This is a genomic window from Ensifer sp. PDNC004 (assembly GCF_016919405.1).
In the GTDB taxonomy this organism is placed as follows: Bacteria; Pseudomonadota; Alphaproteobacteria; order Rhizobiales; family Rhizobiaceae; genus Ensifer.
The window spans coordinates 3,326,696-3,344,213 of record NZ_CP070353.1; the positions used below are offsets into that span (position 1 = coordinate 3,326,696).

Consider the following 17,518-nt stretch of genomic DNA (forward strand, 5'->3'; position numbering starts at 1 on the left):
CAGGCGCAATCGCGCCGCCGGCCCCGCCAATGGAAAGCCAATGAAATGAGACGTACAGTTGAGTTGAACGTCGCTCTCGCAGCGTTGCTCGTGATTGCGGCGGCTGCTGGTCCGGCGCGCGCCTCGGGGGAGGCCGCAGCCTCCGTTCCCGCCCCGTCTGCCACCCGTACGGTCACGACACTCGTTGCCGACAGCCGCCCGCAGCAGTGGACACGCTCCTTTGCCGGCATCTTCGTCGCCCGCGAGGAGATTGCCGTCGGCACCACTCTGACCGACCAGCGCATTGCCAGTGTCGAGGTCGAGATCGGCGATCGGGTCGCTGCAGGCCAGGTGCTCGCCCGGCTGGAAACCGACATGCTGGAGAACCTGCTGCGCGAGGCCAAGGGCCGGGTCGCGCGCGCCGGCGCCGCGATGGCGCGGGAAGAAGAGACGGTCACGCAGGAACAGAGGAAACTCGCCCGCGCCCGGCAGTTGAGCCACCTTCAGGCCGCCACCATTCTCGAAGAGCGCGTCTCGGCGCTCGCCCTTGCCGAGCAGGCCGTCCAAGTGGCGCGAGCCGATTACGACCAGGCGGAAGCGCTCGAGGCCGAGGCGCGCCGGAAGCTCGATCGTGCTGTGATCGTGGCGCCCGCCGACGGGATCGTGTCGGAGCGGCTGGCGCGCGCCGGCGCGCTTGCGGGCTCGGAGCCGCTGCTCAAGCTCATTCGCGGCGGCGAAATCGAGTTTGCGGCCGAAGTGCCGGAAACCGAGCTGCCGTTGCTGGCGGTTGGCCAGACGGTGAAGGTCAAGCTTTCGGGGCGCCACGACTGGATCGAGGGGCACGTGCGGGTGATCAACCCGAAGATCGACCGCGAGACCAGGCTCGGCACCGCGCAGGTCACGCTGTCGACCGAGCGCCCGCCTTTCGCGGGCACGTTCGGCCGGGCGGAGATTGTCGTGGCCGAGCGCAAGGCGATCATGGTCGACGATTCCGCCCTGCTGTTCGGTGCGCCGGATGGCGCCGTCTCGGTCTTCGTCGTCGATGGCGGCCAGATCGTGCGCAAGCCGGTCAAGGCGGGCATGCGCCAGGGTGGCAAGGTGGAGATCACCTCGGGCCTTTCGACCGGCGAACGGGTCGTCCTTAAATCTGGGGCGTCGCTGCGCGAAGGCGAAGCGGTCGCAACGAAAGACGTCCAGCCGACGCAGACGGGCGACCAGCAATGACGAGCAACATTTCCGCCTGGGCGATCCGAAAGCCCGTTCCGACGATCGTTCTCTTCGTCGTGCTGACACTGATCGGGATCGCCTCGTTTCTGCGGCTGCCGGTCAACGCCAATCCGAGCGTATCCTTCCCCATCGTGACGGTGACGATCACGCAGCCGAGCGCGCAGCCCGGCGAAATGGAAACGCAGGTGACGCGTCGCGTCGAAGGGGTCGCCTCCGGCCTCGTCGGGGTCAGTCACATCCGCTCGACCATTACCGACGGCGTCTCCACGACCACGGTCGAATTCAAGATCGGCACCGATCCGGACCGGGCGGCAAACGACGTGCGCGAGGCCGTGGCGCAGATCCGCGCCGACCTGCCGCAATCCATTCAGGAGCCGATCGTCTCGCGCCTCGACGTCGACGGCAGCGCCATCGTCTATTACGCCGTGCGGGCGCCGCACATGTCGGAAGTGGAGCTCTCCTGGTTCGTCGATGACACGATCACCAGCGAATTGCTGACGCTGCCCGGTGTGCAGAAGGTGCAGCGCCTCGGCGGCGTCAGCCGCGAAGTGCGGGTTTCGCTCAATCCCGAGCGGTTGCTGGCGCTTGGCGTGACGGCCGACCAAGTGAACACGGCACTCCGCGAAATCAACATCAACATCCCGAGCGGCCGCGGTGAAATCGGCGGGCGCGAGCAGTCGATCCGCACCGTCGGCAGTGCCGGCTCGGTGGACGAGCTCCGGCAGCTTTCGATCCCGCTTGCAGGCGGCCGCTGGCTGCAGCTCTCCGACATTGCGACGATCGAGGACACCTCGTCCGAGCCGCGCAGCTTTGCCCATTTCGATGGCGAACCGATCGTCAGCTTCTCGGTTTCGCGTAGCAAGGGCGCGAGCGACACGGTCGTTGCCGAGCGCGTCATCGAGCGGCTGAAGGAGATCCAGGCGCGCACCCCCGGCGTCGAGATGACCGAGCTGATCTCGCTCGTCGAATATACGCAGGAAAGCTACGATGCAGCCGTGACGGCGCTGATCGAAGGCGCGCTTTTGACCATCGTCGTCGTCTTCGTGTTCCTGCGCAACTGGCGGGCGACGCTGATCTCGGCGCTTGCCATGCCGCTCTCGATCCTGCCGACCTTTGCGGTGATGGACCTGCTCGGCTTCACGCTCAACGGCATCAGCCTTCTCGCCCTGACGCTGGTCATCGGCATTCTCGTCGATGACGCGATCGTCGAGATCGAGAACATCGAGCGGCATGTCGACATGGGCAAGCGCCCGTTCATCGCGGCGATCGACGCGGCCGACGCGATCGGCCTTGCGATCGTCGCAACGACGCTGACGATCGTCGCCGTCTTTGCGCCGGTCAGCTTCATCGGTGGCGCGGTCGGGCAGTATTTCAAGCAGTTCGGCCTGACCGTGGCAATCGCCGTTCTGTTCTCGCTGCTGGTCGCCCGCCTGCTGACGCCGCTGATGGCGGCCTATCTGCTGCGGCCGAAGCCTGGTCACGGCCATGCCGTCAAGCCGTCGCGCATCGCCGACGCCTATCGCAGCATGCTCGGCTGGACCCTCGATCACCGCAAGACCGCGCTCTCGATGGTCGCTTTGATCTTCGTCGGCTCGATCGCGCTTCTGACCATGCTGCCGACGGGTTTCATGCCGACGAGCGACAGCAACGTCTCGCAGCTCAAGATCACCCTGCCGCCCGGTACGCGGCTCCAGGAAACGGCGCGCATTTCCGACGATCTCGTGGCCAAGCTCAAGGAGCGCAAGGAAGTCGAGAACGTCCTGGCGACGACCGACAGTCTCAACGAGGTATCGCTGCGCATCAAGCTCAAGCCGCGCAAGGAGCGTGAACTCGACCGCAAGTCCTTCGAGCTGTCGTTGCGGCCCTTGCTGGCGGAGACGCCCGACATCCAGGCGACGTTCTCCTCGACCGAGGGCGCGAAGGACCTCTCCATCTACCTGACGGGCGACGATCCGGAAACGTTGATGGCGTCGGTGCGGCGCCTGGAAAGCGAGATGCGTGCGCTTCCGGGGCTTGTCAGCGTGCGGTCGACCGAGCCGTTGCTTTCGCCCGAGCTTCTGGTCAAGCCGCGCTTCGACGAGGCGGCAAGGCTCGGCGTGTCGGTGACGTCGATCGGCACCGTCGCCCGCATCGCGACGATGGGCGACAGCGAGAGCAACTCCGCGCGCTTCAACCTCGGCAACCGCCAGGTGCCGATCCGGGTGATGCTCGACCGGTCGGCGCGCGGCGATTTCGACACCCTGCGCAATCTGCGGGTGGGCACGAATGCGGGCGCCCTGGTGCCGTTGACTTCGGTCGCCGACGTCTCCTTCGGCGCCGAGGAAAGCAGCGTCGAGCGTCTCGATCGCAAGCGGCTGATCTCCGTCGAAGCCAACCTCAACGGCATGACGCTCGGCACGGCCTTCGAGGCGATTTCGGCCTTGCCGGCCATGAAGGAACTGCCGGCGGGCGTGTCGCAGGCCAATTATGGCGATGCGGAATACATGTCGGAGATGTTTCGCAACTTCGCCCTGGCGTTGCTTGCCGGCATCCTGATGGTCGTGGCGGTTCTGATCCTGCTCTTCAAGGATTTCCTGCAGCCGGTGACCATCCTCGTGGCTCTGCCGTTGTCGATCGGCGGCGCCGCGCTGGCCCTGATCCTGTTCGGCGCGGCACTCGACCTTTCGTCGATGATCGGCATCCTGATGCTGATGGGTATCGTCTGCAAGAACTCGATCCTGCTGGTCGACTATGCGATCGAGTGCCGCAACGAGGGTGCGGACCGGCGTACGGCGCTGCTGACGGCGGGCGTCACCCGCGCGCGGCCGATCATCATGACGACGATCGCCATGGTGGCGGGCATGGTTCCGGCAGTCATCGGCGTCGGCGCCGGTGCCGCCTTCCGCGCGCCGATGGCGGTTGCGGTGATCGGCGGCCTGATCACCTCGACGATGCTGAGCCTCGTCTTCGTGCCTGTCATGTTCACCGTGATGGACGACATCAACACCAAGATGGGCCGCTGGCTGAAGCGCTTCTCCTCGGTGACGGACGAGGACCATGCGGCGGATGCGGCCCGGATCGGCAAGGAGGGCGCATCCGGCGCGGCGGGGTAGCGCACCGCCTCATCTCGGCATAAGCATTGTCGAAGCGCGCTGCATGGATCTCCGTGCGGCGCGCTTCGCGCATTCGGGCTCAGCGGTGGTTTCCGGGGTCTAGTCGAAATAGTTGACGAGGCGCGTGTCGCCGACGGCGTGGACGCGGCAGTCGACATCGAAGATCGCCTGCAGCCGCGAGGGCACGATCATGTCTTGCGGCGGGCCCTCGAAGGCGAGGCGGCCGCCCTGCATGGCGACGATCCGGTCGGAATAGGCGGAGGCGAAATTGATGTCGTGCAGCACGACCACCACCGTCTTGGCGAAATCGTCGGCGAGGCGTCGCAACAGCTTCATCGTCTCGACCGCATGCTTGATGTCGAGATTGTTGAGCGGCTCGTCGAACAGCATGTAATCGGTGTCCTGGCACAGCACCATGGCGATGAAGGCGCGCTGGCGCTGGCCGCCCGAGAGTTCGTCGAGAAAGCGGTTCTGGTAGGGTTCGAGCCCGAGATAGGCGATCGAGCGATCGATGTGTTCCGCATCGGCTGCCGTCACCCGTCCCTTGGAATAGGGATAGCGTCCGAAGGCGACGAGGTCGCGCACGCTGAGGCGCGCGGTGATGTGGTTGTCCTGGCGCATGATCGACAGCCGTCGGGCAAGCACGTCGCCGGCAGCGCGGCTGACGTCGAGGCCATCGACCAGCACCTTGCCCGTATCCATCGGCATCAGCCGGCTGACGATCGACAAAAGCGTCGACTTGCCGGCGCCGTTGGGGCCGATGATCGAGGTCAGGCCGCCCGTGGGCAGGGTCAGCGACACCCGGTCGACGACCGCGGTGCCGCCATAGGATTTCGTTACCTCTTGGATCTCGATCATCGCGCGGAGCCTCGGACGAGCAGGAAGATGAAGACTAGGCCACCGAAGAATTCGATGACGATGCTGAGCGCCGTGTTGAAGGAAAACAGCCGCTCCAGGACGACCTGGCCGCCGACGAGGGTCGCGATCGCGATAAAGACGGCGACAGGCAGCACGAAGCGGTGGCTGGCGGTGGGCGTCAACTGCCAGGCGAGACTTGCGACGAGCAGGCCGAAAAAGGTCACCGGCCCGACGAGCGCGGTGGAGACCGACACCAGAACGGCGATCAGCATCAGGAGAAGCGTCACGACACGCTGATGGTCGACGCCGAGCCCGATCGCCGCCTCGCGCCCCAGCGAGAGCACATCGAAGGTGGGCGACAGCCGCCACAGGACGAAGGTCACGCCGAGGGTGGCAGCGGCGGCAATACCGAGCAGGTTGGCATCGATACTGTTGAAGCTTGCAAACAGCCTGTCCTGCAGCACGATGAAATCGTTGGGGTCGAGAATGCGCTGCAGGAAGGAGGAGAGGCTGCGGAACAGGCCGCCGAGAATGACGCCGACCAGCATCAGGAGATGCAGGCTGCGGCTGCCGCCGGAAAAGAGGGCGCGGAAGAGAAGAAGCGACAGGCCGACCATTACGGTCGTTTCGAGCGTGAACTGCATCTGCGGGTTGATGCTTGCCGCGCCGGCGGCACCGAGGAAGAACACCATGACCGTCTGCAGCAGCGTGTACATGGCGTCGAAACCGATGATCGACGGCGTCAGGACGCGGTTGCCGGAAATCGTCTGGAACAGCACCGTCGAGACGGCGATCGCGTAGGCGACCAGCACCATGCCGAGCAGCTTCGTGCCGCGGAAGGAGAGTATGAAGCTCCAGCTTCCCTTGGCGCCGATGGTCATGAAGGCGATCATCGACAACAGCGCGAGCGCGGCGGACGCAACAAGGACGGTCGACGGAGAGAGCCGCTTGGCATCAGCCTGCATGGGACCGCCTCGATAGCAGGAGATGAAGGAAGACGAGGCTGCCGATCACGCCCATGACCGTGCCGACAGGGACCTCATAGGGCGCAATCACCATCCGCCCGACGATGTCGCAGGCGAGCACCAGCCCGGCGCCGGCGATGGCGATCACCGGCAACGTGCGCCTCAGATTGTCGCCAAGGGTCAGGCTGACGATGTTGGGAACGACGAGGCCGAGGAACGGGATCATGCCGACGGTCGCAACGACAGTCGCCGTGACCATGGAGACGATGGCAAGCCCGAGGGTGACCACCTTGTCGTAGTCGAGCCCGACATTGCGGGCGATCGCCTCGCCCATGCCAATGACGGTGAAGCGCGCGGCGGTCGCGTAGGCGACCAGCGTCAGCGCGAAACCGATCCACAGCAGCTCGTAGCGTCCGCGAAGGACGACCGAGAAATCGCCTGACATCCAGGCGCCCATCGACTGCATCAGGTCGTAGCGATAGGCGATGAAGGTGGTAACGGCGTTGACGACGCCGCCGAGCATGAGGCCGATCAGCGGCACCATCAGCGCCGAGCGCAGCGGAACGCGGCGCAGGATCTGCAGGAACAGGGCGGTTCCGGCAAGCGCGGTCAGGGTGGCGAAGGCCATCTTGCCCGCCACCGGCAGGCCCGGGGCGATCAGCATGGCCAGAAGCATTCCGAGGGCGGCGGATTCGGCAGTGCCGGCGGTCGACGGCTCGACGAAGCGGTTGCGCGCCAGCATCTGCATGATCGTGCCGGACACGGCGAGGCCGGCGCCTGCGAGCATCAGCGCCAGTGTGCGTGGCAGGCGGCTTTCGACGACCAGAAGCCAGCCGCGGCCGTCGTCGCTGGCCGCAAGACTGCCGACACCGGTAAAGACGCTGACGGCGGCAAGCAGCAGGACGACCGGGATGGCGAACAGGACCGGCCTCATGGCTGCGTCACGCTCCAGCTGCTTTTCGTTCTGATCACCGCTCTCGTATCCGTGGCTGCATTTTTCCATCGACCGCCGCAACGAAACCCCTGAGGCTTGCGGCCGCGAGGAGGTGCTCGATCGAAGGCTCGCCTTAGTCATATATATGATCGGCTTCGTCAAGTTTTGTGAGGCGAGAATGACGCGCAATGCGCGCATTGCCCTCCCCGTAAAATCGCGCTAGGGAGGAGGAGAAAACATGAGGTAAATAGTCATGAATATATCTCCCTTCTCTAATGGTTTGCGCAGCCTGCTCGTCGCGGCCGTGATGACGGCTGGCGGCGCATCGGTGGCGATGGCCGAAACACTGAAGATCGAACACAGCAGCGGCGTCACCGAGGTGGAGAAAAACCCGAAGACCGTGCTGGTCTATGATTTCGGCATGTTGGAAACGCTGGATATGCTCGGCGTCGCCGTCGCCGGCGTCCCCGGATCGGCCGTCCCGCCGTCGCTCGAAAAGTACAAGGCCGACACCTATGCGAAGATCGGCACGCTGTTTGAACCCGACTTCGAGGCGATCAATGCGGCGGAGCCCAACCTCGTCATCGTCGGCGGGCGGTCGCAGGCGAAATATGCTGAAGTCGCCAAACTGGCACCGACGATCGACCTGACCTCGGACGACAAGGATCTGATCGGCAGCGTCAAGAAGAATGCAGAGATCCTCGGCGAGATCTTCGGCAAGGAAGCCGAGATCAAGGCAAGCATCGCCAAGCTCGATTCCTCGATCGAGGCGCTGCGTGGCCTTGCTGCGGAACGTGGAACGGGTCTCATCCTGCTGACGACCGGCGGAAAGATCAGCGCCTATGGCAAGGGATCGCGCTTCGGCGCGTTGCATGACGTCTTCGGGATCAAGCCGGCCGATCCCGAGCTGCAGGTCGCGACCCACGGCCAGGCGGTTTCCTACGAATATATTCTCGAAACCAACCCCGACTGGATCTTCGTCGTCGATCGCGATGCAGCCATCGGCCAGCAGGCACAGCCGGCAGCGGCCCTGCTCGACAACGAACTCGTGCGGCAGACGAAAGCCTGGAAGGACGGACACGTCGTTTATCTCGACTCCGCCAAGCTTTACCTCACGGCATCGGGCCTGAAGTCGCAGCAGGATATTGTCGATCAGCTGACGCAGGCGCTGAGCAAGAAGTGATTGCAACGCGACGCCGCATTGCGGCGTCGCTGTTTACCACCCGATTGCTGCGTTGCGTGCAGGCGTGTTTCACGCCGCCGGGCGGATTTCGGGACAAAGGGAAGCCAACACCAAATACCCTTAACTCTTACGGTATTTATCCGGTGTTGGCTCCTTTTGGAGAGACGCGTAATATCTTGATTTAGAGATTTTCGCTTTTTTGTTAAATTTATTTTAGTTTTTACTTTTTTATATAATGTCCGCCCGGATTGGGTCCGAGCTATATGTCGACTTGCTTTACGCTTACTCGATGGAACGCGGACGCAACTGTCCGAAGGGCAGGTTTCTTATTGGCTGCAAGCGCCTGGTGGCGCTCGGCCGGACCCGTTTGATCTTCCGGAACGAAAGTCCAATTTGACTCCAAACGGCGCGACGCGGAAGATACCAATTCTAGTTAGTGGTTTGTAATTACTGACACTTTCCCGTCTAACCATCGGTGGCAAACCCTTGGCGCTGCGATGAAATCCCAAGCTTTTTCAGAGGCATCCATCGCGCGGTGCCCCGGCACTCTAGGCCGTTTGCGCCGGGATGCGGGCGATCGCCGATAGTAAAGTAAGGGCGTCCTAGTCCGGAATAAGTATTCCTGCGTATTTCGGAGCGGAAGAGGGGATTAAGAACGGCCGTGCGGGCCTGCTTAACTAATCCTATTATTGCGTGCCGCCGGCCGCGCCTTGGCAGAAATGCATAGGACATCGGCTCTTGCGGAGGTATCCTGGAGCCTTGTTTTTGAGGACGTTCCGCGCCTTGGTAAACAGAACGTTTACAATATAACCCAAAGATGGTTCGATTTATAACGATTTAAGTGCCTTTCCGGCGCTTCTCTAATCCTTTTGGGCTGTTTCGTTGCGGAGATCTTTACGTTACATTAGCTATCGCGAATTTTATCGCGCAGGAAAAAACGTGACGCATAAGTGGTTCCGAATAAATTTTTTGAAAGTGGGGCGTGCCGACGGCCAGACCGCGGCACCCATAAAAATAAATGGAAAAATCCTAGGAGGGCGTAATGTATCCTGGAAGCTCCAAAGTGGGTGATTTTGAAGATAACAACAAGGCTTTGTCAGAAAAGAAAAAAATCGTAATGCTCGCCAAGATCGATCTGTTCGCCGAATGCCTGATGCAGGCCGTCGGGTCCAGGTTTCAAGGGCACGATATCGTCAGCTTCTCCGATCCCGACAATCTGCTCGACGGCAATCTCGTCGATGTCACGCTGATCATGCTGTACCGGATGCCTCCCAAGTCCTTTCCGGCTATCTTGCGGACCATTCACGAGTTCCACCCGCGGGCATCGATCGGCCTGGTGGTGGAGAATGCCGAGGAACTCGATCCTTCGATTGCCGGCTTCGTCGAAGAGCGCCTCATCCATGGCGTCCTGCCGTTGAACCTCAATCTCGACGTCTGCCTTGCCGCCATCGATTTACTGATGAAGGGCGGCGAACATTTCCCGGCGGCTTTGCTGCGGCGGCTTTCTCCCGAGCCTTTCGCGGCAAACAACCTTTACGGCCGGCGCGGGGAAGCCTCGGGCCAGACGGTCGTCTCGGGAACGGGGCGGCGCAAGCGCGATGCCGGCCCGGACGGCCTGACGACACGCGAGGTCCAGATCCTCGATCTGATCTGCAAGGGTACGCAGAACAAGATCATCGCGGACCGGCTCGGGCTGTCGGAAAACACCGTCAAGGTTCACGTCCGCAACATCTACAAGAAGATGAACGTTCGCAACCGTACGGAAGCTGCGTCTCGCTACTTCACCAACGATGCGGCGACGGAGCGCAACGGCGACGTCATCCTGTCGCGTTGGAAGAACTAGGCGCGACGCAAGGCGGGCGTTTGTCCGCTTGAAGGCCTGGATGTCATCGAAGACATGCCAGGTTCCCCCTCGGTCCCAGGTGAACTCTCCTGGGGCTGCTCTCGAAATAAAATGCTGCTTTGGAACCTGCCCGGCGAATGGCCGGGCGGTTCGGCCGCAGTATGTCTCCGCGACAGGTATGCGAAACCCCGAAGATAAAACCGTAATTTACCTTAGAACATGCTGGTAAATATTTCGTTACTTTTGAGCTGGATTGGCCGGAAAGTAATCACATGTGATTATGTCAATAGAAGTTTGTTGTAATTTTGGATTATTTACTGGAAATAAATTCCATACATATTGACTGAATGCTCCTTATTTGATAATTAGCTAATATTGAAATTGAAAAACTGAAAAATATTGATTGCAATTGAATAGTTTATTTTTTGTCGGGTTGTGCGTGTCATTGTAATAAAGAGAATATTTTTATTATTTATTGCGCTCGCATCCCGTCTCCAAATCACCAAAGAAAATGGTGAGCTTAATAATTGGAGGTGCGCATGCGAAAGGTCGTCAAGGGACCGCTGTCCGTGGTCGGACAGCGGGAATTTCTTAAGAAGATCGCAGGAATACCGAAGAGAATACTAGTAACGGGTGGAAGCGGTTTTCTTGGATCTCATATTTGCGAAAGACTTCTTTCCCTGGGGCATACGGTCATCTGTCTTGACAACTTTTCGACCGGCCGGCGCGAAAATCTCTCTCATCTGGCGCAGGACCCCCATCTCCACATCATCGATCACGACGTTCGAAAGCCTTACCTGATCGATGCGGATGTCATCTTCAATTTTGCCTCTCCAGCATCCCCTCCGGACTATCAGGCCGACCCGGTCGGAACCCTGATGACGAACGTCCTCGGCGCGCTGCACGCGCTCGAAAACGCCAAGGCCACCGGTGCCACGGTCATCCAGTCCTCGACGTCGGAAATCTATGGTGATCCGCTGACCAGTCCGCAGCGGGAAACCTATTTCGGCAACGTCAACACGATCGGTCCGCGGGCCTGCTATGACGAAGGCAAACGGTCGGCCGAGACGCTGTTCTTCGATTACCACCGGACCCACGGCGTGAAGATCAAGGTCGCACGTATCTTCAACACCTATGGTCCGCGCATGCGCCCCGACGACGGGCGGGTTATATCCAACTTTGTCGTCCAGGCTCTCCGCGGCAACGATCTCACGATCTATGGCGACGGGTACCAGACCCGGTCCTTCTGCTATGTCGACGACCTGATCGACGGCTTCCTCCGCCTTTCTGTCTCGGCCGACCCGTGCACCGGGCCGATCAATCTCGGCAATCCCGGAGAGTTCACGGTTCTCGAGCTCGCGCAGATGGTGATTTCGATGACGGGCTCGCGCTCGCGCATCGTGCATCTGGCAGCAGCCACCGACGATCCCCGCCAGCGACGGCCCGATATCACGCAGGCGCGTGGCGAGCTCGCATGGGAACCGAAGGTGATGCTGCGCGAAGGCCTCGAGCGCACGATCGCCCATTTCGACGAGCGCCTCAGTGCGGCCGACCGCGCAGTGGCCGGAGAGGCGGTATGACATGTCTCGCGTCGCACTGGTCACCGGCGGAGCCGGCTTCATAGGCAGCCACACCTGCAAGCGCCTGGCTGAGCAGGGTATCGTGCCCGTCGTCTACGATAATCTGTCGACGGGGCATCGGGCCAACGTGAAATGGGGCCCCCTCGTTGAGGGAGCGATCGAGGACAAGGAACGGCTGGCGGCGGCAATCCGGACCCATGCGCCCGAATGCCTCATTCATTTTGCCGCGTCCGCCTATGTCGGGGAATCGGTCGAGGATCCCGGAAAATATTACACCAACAATGTCGCGGGCAGCATCGCGCTTCTGGAAGCCTGCCGGGCGACCGGACTGGGACGTATCGTCTTTTCCAGCTCCTGCGCCACCTATGGCATCCCGCCGCAGCTACCGATTACCGAGGACATGGTTCAGCTGCCGATCAATCCCTATGGCCGCACCAAGCTGATGATAGAACTGATGCTTGGCGACTATGCCCGCGCCTACGGCATCCGCTCGGTGGCGCTGCGCTACTTCAATGCGGCAGGCGCCGATCCGGAAGGGCAGCTGACCGAAAAGCACGATCCGGAAACGCATCTCATTCCCCGTGCGCTGATGGCGGCGGCCGGCCGCATCGACAGGCTCGACGTCTTCGGCGACGACTATGCGACACCGGATGGCACCTGCATCCGCGACTATATCCACGTGACCGACCTTGCCGATGCGCATGTGGCGTCCGTGAACTACCTGCGCGACGGCGGCGAGGTGCTGCACGCCAATCTCGGTTCTGGCCACGGTACGTCGATCCGGCAGGTGCTGTCGGCCATCGACCGGGTGACCGGGCGGCCGGTGCCGGTGCAGATGCTGCCGCGCCGGCCCGGAGACCCGCCGGTTCTCTATGCCGACACGAACTGGGCGCGCCAGAGGCTGGGCTTCAGCCCACAGCTCTCGGACATCGACACGATCATCGCCACCGCCGCGCCGAGCTTCGGCCTGGAGGTGCGCTCATGAGCTGGTCGCCGGCAACTGCGAAACCAAATGAGACCATCGCCATCGATAAGAGCAGGAAGGCGGCTTTCGCGCCGACTGCCCTGTTTTCGGGCCGGCTGCAACTGCTCCATGTCCTCGGCATTGCCGCATGGTTTGGCGCCCTCCTGTATTTCTGGCAGTGGTGGCTTGATCCCGCCCACGTCGTCGACTGGCCGTCCTATGTGCTGATCACGGTCGTCGTCGGGTGGATCACCCTGCTGCCGGTCTATTTCATCGTGATCTTTTCCGGCGCGAAGGTGATGGCGGCAAGCGCCGGCCCGGTGCCGCACGGGCGGGTCGCGATGGTGGTGACCAAGGCGCCTTCGGAACCCTTTTCCGTGGTGCGCAAGACGCTGCTCGCCATGCTCGATCAGACCGGCTGCGAATTCGACGTGTGGCTCGCCGACGAAGATCCGTCGCCGGATACGATTGCCTGGTGCGCGGCGCGCGGGGTGATGATCTCGACGCGAAAGGGTGTCGCGGACTACCACCGCTCCTCCTGGCCGCGCCGGACCCGGTGCAAGGAGGGAAACCTCGCCTATTTCTACGATCACTATGGCTACGAGCGCTATGATTTCGTCGCCCAGTTCGACGCCGACCATGTGCCGGAAACGACCTATCTCGTCGAGGTGCTGCGTCCGTTCAACGACCCGTCGGTCGGCTATGTCTCGGCGCCCAGCATTTGCGACGCCAACGCTGCCGCCAGCTGGGCGGCGCGCGGGCGGCTCCATGCGGAAGCCAGCATGCACGGCTCGCTGCAGGCCGGCTACAACAACGGTTGGGCGCCGTTGTGCATCGGCTCGCACTATGCCGTGCGGACCAAGGCGCTGAAGCAGATCGGTGGACTGGGTCCCGAACTTGCCGAAGACCATTCGACGACGCTGATCATGAATGCCCATGGCTGGCGCGGCGTGCATGCGCTGAACGCGATCGCCCATGGCGACGGACCGGCCAACTTCGCCGATCTGGTGGTCCAGGAGTTTCAATGGTCGCGAAGCCTCGTCACTATCCTGCTGAAATACTCGCCGGTCTACGTGCCGAAGCTGTCGCCGCGGCTGAAGTTCCAGTTCCTGTTCTCGCAGCTCTGGTATCCGCTGTTTTCGTGCTTCATGGCGCTGATGTTCCTGATGCCGATTGCGGCGCTCGCGGCCGGGCGAACCTTCGTCGCCGTCACCTATCCGGACTTCCTGCTGCACTTTGTGCCGCTCTCGCTGGTCTTGATCGCGCTTGCCTATTTCTGGCGCTCGACGGGCACGTTCCGGCCCTATGATGCGCGCGTCCTGAGTTGGGAAGGCACGCTGTTCCTGTTTGCGCGCTGGCCCTGGTCGCTTCTCGGTTGCCTTGCGGCAGTGCGCGATCACCTGACCGGCAACTTCGTCGACTTCCGCATCACGCCGAAGGGCGGCGGTGCCGCTGCGCCCTTGCCGCTGCGGGTGCTGATGCCCTATCTCGTGCTCGCCTTGGCGTCGGCACTGGTCGCCTGGGGCATCTCCGATGCCGGCACCGCACGCGGGTTTTACGTCTTTGCCGGCATCAACGCGCTGATCTATGCAGGGCTGGTGGCGGTAATCCTCATTTGCCACGCACGTGAAAACCGGCTGGGCCTGATCCCGCGCTCGACGATGACCGCGGCGACGGCCGGGTGCCTGGTGCTGGTCTCGGTGCTCTCTGCCCAATCGGCCGTGCGCCACGGGGCCGAGGCAACGCAGGCATTGTCGCACGGCCTGCAATTCGTGAGCTTCACCGAAACGAGATACACGGTCGCCGGTGCCGGCAGCGGCACCAATCTCAAAACCGTTCGCTTCCGCCTGAAATGGAGAGGGTTTTCACAGCCCTCCGACGGGCCCGCGCGCGGCGAAATCAGTGCATCGAATGTCAGCCAACCAAGGAACAGGGAAACGATAACGACCAGGAAGGTCGGTCGGTTTCATGTGCCGTCATGACGACGGCAAGCAGTCGAGTGTGTGTGGTCTCCAATGCGAGGAGAAGTGTAATGAAAGGGTCGTTGAAAGTTGTAGCTCTTCCGCTGCTGGTGCCTTTGGCAGCGGCCGCGGTCTATTTCGGCGCCGAGCCGGTCAAGGCGAAGATGGAAGTCAAGCCGACGCCGCTCAGCGCCTATGAGGTCTATTCGCTCTACCGCAACAAGACCTGGGAATGGTCGACGGGCGGTGCCCGGTTCGAAGCCCATGGGCGCAAGCTCGTCGCGTTCGTCGACAAGGGCAAGGGCGATCGCTCCTTTGCCGAAGGCAACTGGTACGTCAGCGACCTCGGCATGATGTGCATGCAGGCCACCTGGACGACGTCGGCCAATGCCGGCAACGCCCGCAGCTGCTTCGGTCACGCCCGGATCGGCGACACGGTCTATCAACGCAAGGTCCCCAATGGGAAGTGGTACGTCTTCAGCCATGCCAAGCCCCGCGCCGGTGACGAGTACAAGCGCTTCGTCGCCCACGACAACATTACGGCCAAGGCACTCCGGCTGAAGGAACAGTTCCTGGCCAAGAAATAGACGTTCTGCCGCAGGAGGATGAAATGAAACGCAAATTGGCATTCGCGCTATGCACGGCTCTGGCTCTCCAGCTGGATCTCAGTGCAAGCTTGGTATCCGCGTTGGCGCAGGAACAAGCCAATCCTGCGACCAGTGCAGAACAGACGATGAGCGATAAACGTCCGGTCATTCACCCGGGCGGAACGAAATTCGGCGCCTATGACCCCCACGGTGATTTCGGCGCACAGAACGATGTCTCGACCGAGGCCCTGTTCCTGCCCTGGGAAGACGTGGACCTCGCCTCCCTGCAGGCCGCCGACGAGTACGCGCTCCAGCGCAACCGCAACCTGCTGATCACCATCGAGCCCTGGTCTTGGTCGCTCGACTGGAAACTGACGCCGACGCAGCTGCGCGACCGCATGCTCAGAGGCGAGTATGACGCCAACATGGAAGCGATCGCCAACACGATCGCCGAGCTGAAGAGCCCGGTCATCGTGCGTTGGGGCCAGGAAATGGAAGATACCTCCGGGCGCTTCTCCTGGGCCGGCTGGGAGCCTCAGGACTGGATCAAGGCCTACCGGCACGCGATGGACATCGTGCGGGCGAAGGCGCCAAAGGCGCAGATCATGTGGTCGCCCAAGGGGCTGCCGAACCTCGTCGACTATTATCCGGGCGATGACTACGTCGATCTCGTCGGCCTCTCGGTCTTCGGGCTCGAGCCGTTCGACAAGATCGAATACGGCGCGCCGAAAACCTTCGCCGAAGCTTTGAAGCCCGGCTACGACCTGGTCTCCAAATACAACAAGCCGATCTGGGTGGCCGAGCTCGGATGGGAGGGCAGTCCGACCTACATGCAGCCCTGGATGAATACGGCGACCCAACCGGATCCGCAGTTCCCGAACCTGGTCGAAGTCGTCTACTTCAACGATCGCGACGTTATCGATTGGCCGCATGACCTCGGCCGACCGAACTGGCGCGTCGCAACCGATGCCACGACGAACTGAATGTCGCGCGAAAGTGCGTAGCGGTTTTGCGATAACGACATGCTTTAAGACTGCCGGCCGCAAAGACCAGGCCGGCACACGCGACGGATGTTTGGATCCCCTGGCTGGATCCAGTGTCCCCGCCAGCAAAAAAAGCCCCTCGCTTGAGGCGAGGGGCTTTGCATCTGGTCCAGGCGTGTCGGTCGACGCGCGCCCGGATTATTCGGCGGCCTGCGGTCCCAGTTCGCCGCGACGGATCTGGTCGGCTTCGATCGATTCGAACAGGGCGCGGAAGTTGCCCTCGCCGAAACCCTCGTCGCCCTTGCGCTGGATGAACTCGAAGAAGATCGGGCCGATCACGGTTTTCGAGAAGATCTGCAAGAGGATCTTGGTCATGCCGCCGTTCACCACACCTTCGCCGTCGATGAGGATGCCGTGCTTCTTCATCCGCTCGATCGGCTCATCATGGCCGTGCACACGGTCGTGAGACATGTCGTAGTAGGTCTCCGGCGGGCCCGGCATGAACTTCAGGCCGTTGTCCGACAGCTTGTCGGTGGCATCGTAGATGCCTTCGGTGCCGACGGCGATGTGCTGGATGCCTTCGCCCTTGTACTTGCGCAGATACTCCTCGATCTGGCTCGTATCGTCCTTGGACTCGTTCAAGGGAATACGGATCTTGCCGCAGGGCGAGGTGATCGCACGGCTGACGAGGCCGGTGATGCGGCCGTCGATGTCGAAGAAGTGTATCTGGGTGAAGTTGAACAGTTCGCGGTAGAACGCCCACCACTTGTCCATGTTGCCGCGATAGACGTTGTGGGTCAGGTGGTCGAGATAATAGAAGCCGACGCCCTCGGGCTTCGGGTTGCGCTCGCCGGTCCACTCGAATTCGCCCTCGTAGGCCGAGCCCTTGGCGCCGTAGGTCTCGACGAAATAGAGCAGCGAACCGCCGATGCCGACGATCGCCGGGACATCGAGACACTTGTCCGTGCCTTCATACGGGATCGCGCCCTTCGAGACTGCGTGGTCGAAGGCGTGCTTGGCGTCGACGACGCGCCAGGCCATCGACGGGGCGCAGGGGCCGTGCTCGTCGACGAAGCGCATGGCGTGGGAACCGGGTTCGGCGTTCAGGATGTAGTTGATGTCGCCCTGGCGCCAGACGGTGATGTTCTTGCTTCTGTGTTTGGCGACCGGGCTGTAGCCCATGCGCGTAAAGAGCTCGGCCAGCTTTTCCGGTTCCGGATGGGCGAATTCGACGAACTCAAAGCCGTCCGTGCCGGCGGGATTGTCAGCGGTAATCGTTGCCGGCGGGGCGTCATGCGGGAAGGGGCCCATCGGAAGTCTCCTCTTATTCTTCCAAACTTTGCTGGAGTATGACGCAATTCC

General features: G+C 62.0%; 13 protein-coding genes. 9 read left to right on the forward strand and 4 right to left on the reverse strand.

What is annotated here, in order from left to right:
• Nucleotides 1–45 precede the first annotated feature (45 nt).
• Both JVX98_RS24310 and JVX98_RS24315 read left to right on the forward strand, forming a co-directional pair.
• Entirely contained in the window at nt 46–1,203 is a 1,158-nt protein-coding gene (locus tag JVX98_RS24310; RefSeq protein ID WP_205237641.1) for an efflux RND transporter periplasmic adaptor subunit, read from the forward strand.
• Nucleotides 1,200–4,298, forward strand: coding sequence for an efflux RND transporter permease subunit (locus JVX98_RS24315; RefSeq protein ID WP_192450867.1), 3,099 nt, complete (start codon nt 1,200–1,202; stop codon nt 4,296–4,298). Before JVX98_RS24310 ends, JVX98_RS24315 begins: the two co-directional genes overlap by 4 nt.
• Before the next feature lie 99 nt (nt 4,299–4,397).
• Here JVX98_RS24315 and JVX98_RS24320 read toward each other — a convergent pair whose 3' ends face one another.
• From JVX98_RS24320 to JVX98_RS24330, 3 genes are read right to left on the reverse strand one after another with little or no spacing between them, the layout of a single operon-like run.
• The gene (locus JVX98_RS24320; protein WP_192450866.1) at nt 4,398–5,156 is read right to left on the reverse strand and encodes an ABC transporter ATP-binding protein; all 759 of its coding nucleotides are present in this window, start codon (nt 5,154–5,156) and stop codon (nt 4,398–4,400) included.
• Nucleotides 5,153–6,121: an iron chelate uptake ABC transporter family permease subunit gene (locus JVX98_RS24325; RefSeq protein WP_205237642.1), complete on the reverse strand. Its 969-nt coding sequence runs from the start codon at nt 6,119–6,121 to the stop codon at nt 5,153–5,155. Before JVX98_RS24325 ends, JVX98_RS24320 begins: the two co-directional genes overlap by 4 nt.
• Nucleotides 6,111–7,055 (reverse strand): ABC transporter permease, encoded by a 945-nt coding sequence (locus JVX98_RS24330; RefSeq protein WP_205237643.1) that lies wholly within the window; start codon nt 7,053–7,055, stop codon nt 6,111–6,113. Before JVX98_RS24330 ends, JVX98_RS24325 begins: the two co-directional genes overlap by 11 nt.
• Nucleotides 7,056–7,308: 253 nt before the next feature.
• Here JVX98_RS24330 and JVX98_RS24335 point away from each other — a divergent pair, with 253 nt between their 5' ends.
• From JVX98_RS24335 to JVX98_RS24365, 7 genes are all read left to right on the forward strand, one after another.
• Nucleotides 7,309–8,238, forward strand: coding sequence for a siderophore ABC transporter substrate-binding protein (locus JVX98_RS24335; RefSeq protein ID WP_205237644.1), 930 nt, complete (start codon nt 7,309–7,311; stop codon nt 8,236–8,238).
• Nucleotides 8,239–9,280: 1,042 nt separating this feature from the next.
• Entirely contained in the window at nt 9,281–10,081 is an 801-nt protein-coding gene (locus JVX98_RS24340; protein WP_205237645.1) for a response regulator transcription factor, read from the forward strand.
• 539 nt (nt 10,082–10,620) lie between these two features.
• On the forward strand, nt 10,621–11,661 hold the full coding sequence (locus JVX98_RS24345; protein ID WP_205237646.1) for a UDP-glucuronic acid decarboxylase family protein: 1,041 nt from the start codon (nt 10,621–10,623) through the stop codon (nt 11,659–11,661).
• Nucleotide 11,662: 1 nt separating this feature from the next.
• Nucleotides 11,663–12,646 carry a UDP-glucose 4-epimerase GalE gene (gene galE, locus JVX98_RS24350; RefSeq protein ID WP_192450860.1) on the forward strand — a complete coding sequence of 328 codons (984 nt, stop codon included), beginning with the start codon at nt 11,663–11,665 and terminating at the stop codon, nt 12,644–12,646.
• Nucleotides 12,643–14,607, forward strand: a complete 1,965-nt coding sequence (locus JVX98_RS24355; protein ID WP_205237647.1) for a glycosyltransferase — start codon at nt 12,643–12,645, stop codon at nt 14,605–14,607. Before galE ends, JVX98_RS24355 begins: the two co-directional genes overlap by 4 nt.
• Nucleotides 14,608–14,669: 62 nt before the next feature.
• Complete coding sequence (locus tag JVX98_RS24360; RefSeq protein WP_245281651.1) at nt 14,670–15,173, forward strand: DUF995 domain-containing protein; 504 nt, start codon at nt 14,670–14,672, stop codon at nt 15,171–15,173.
• 23 nt (nt 15,174–15,196) lie between these two features.
• Nucleotides 15,197–16,156 carry a glycoside hydrolase family 26 protein gene (locus JVX98_RS24365; protein WP_192450858.1) on the forward strand — a complete coding sequence of 320 codons (960 nt, stop codon included), beginning with the start codon at nt 15,197–15,199 and terminating at the stop codon, nt 16,154–16,156.
• 198 nt (nt 16,157–16,354) lie between these two features.
• On the opposite strand, the gene hppD is transcribed toward JVX98_RS24365, so the two are convergent.
• The gene (gene hppD / locus JVX98_RS24370) at nt 16,355–17,467 is read right to left on the reverse strand and encodes a 4-hydroxyphenylpyruvate dioxygenase (protein ID WP_205237648.1); all 1,113 of its coding nucleotides are present in this window, start codon (nt 17,465–17,467) and stop codon (nt 16,355–16,357) included.
• Between the last annotated feature and the right edge of the window lie 51 nt (nt 17,468–17,518).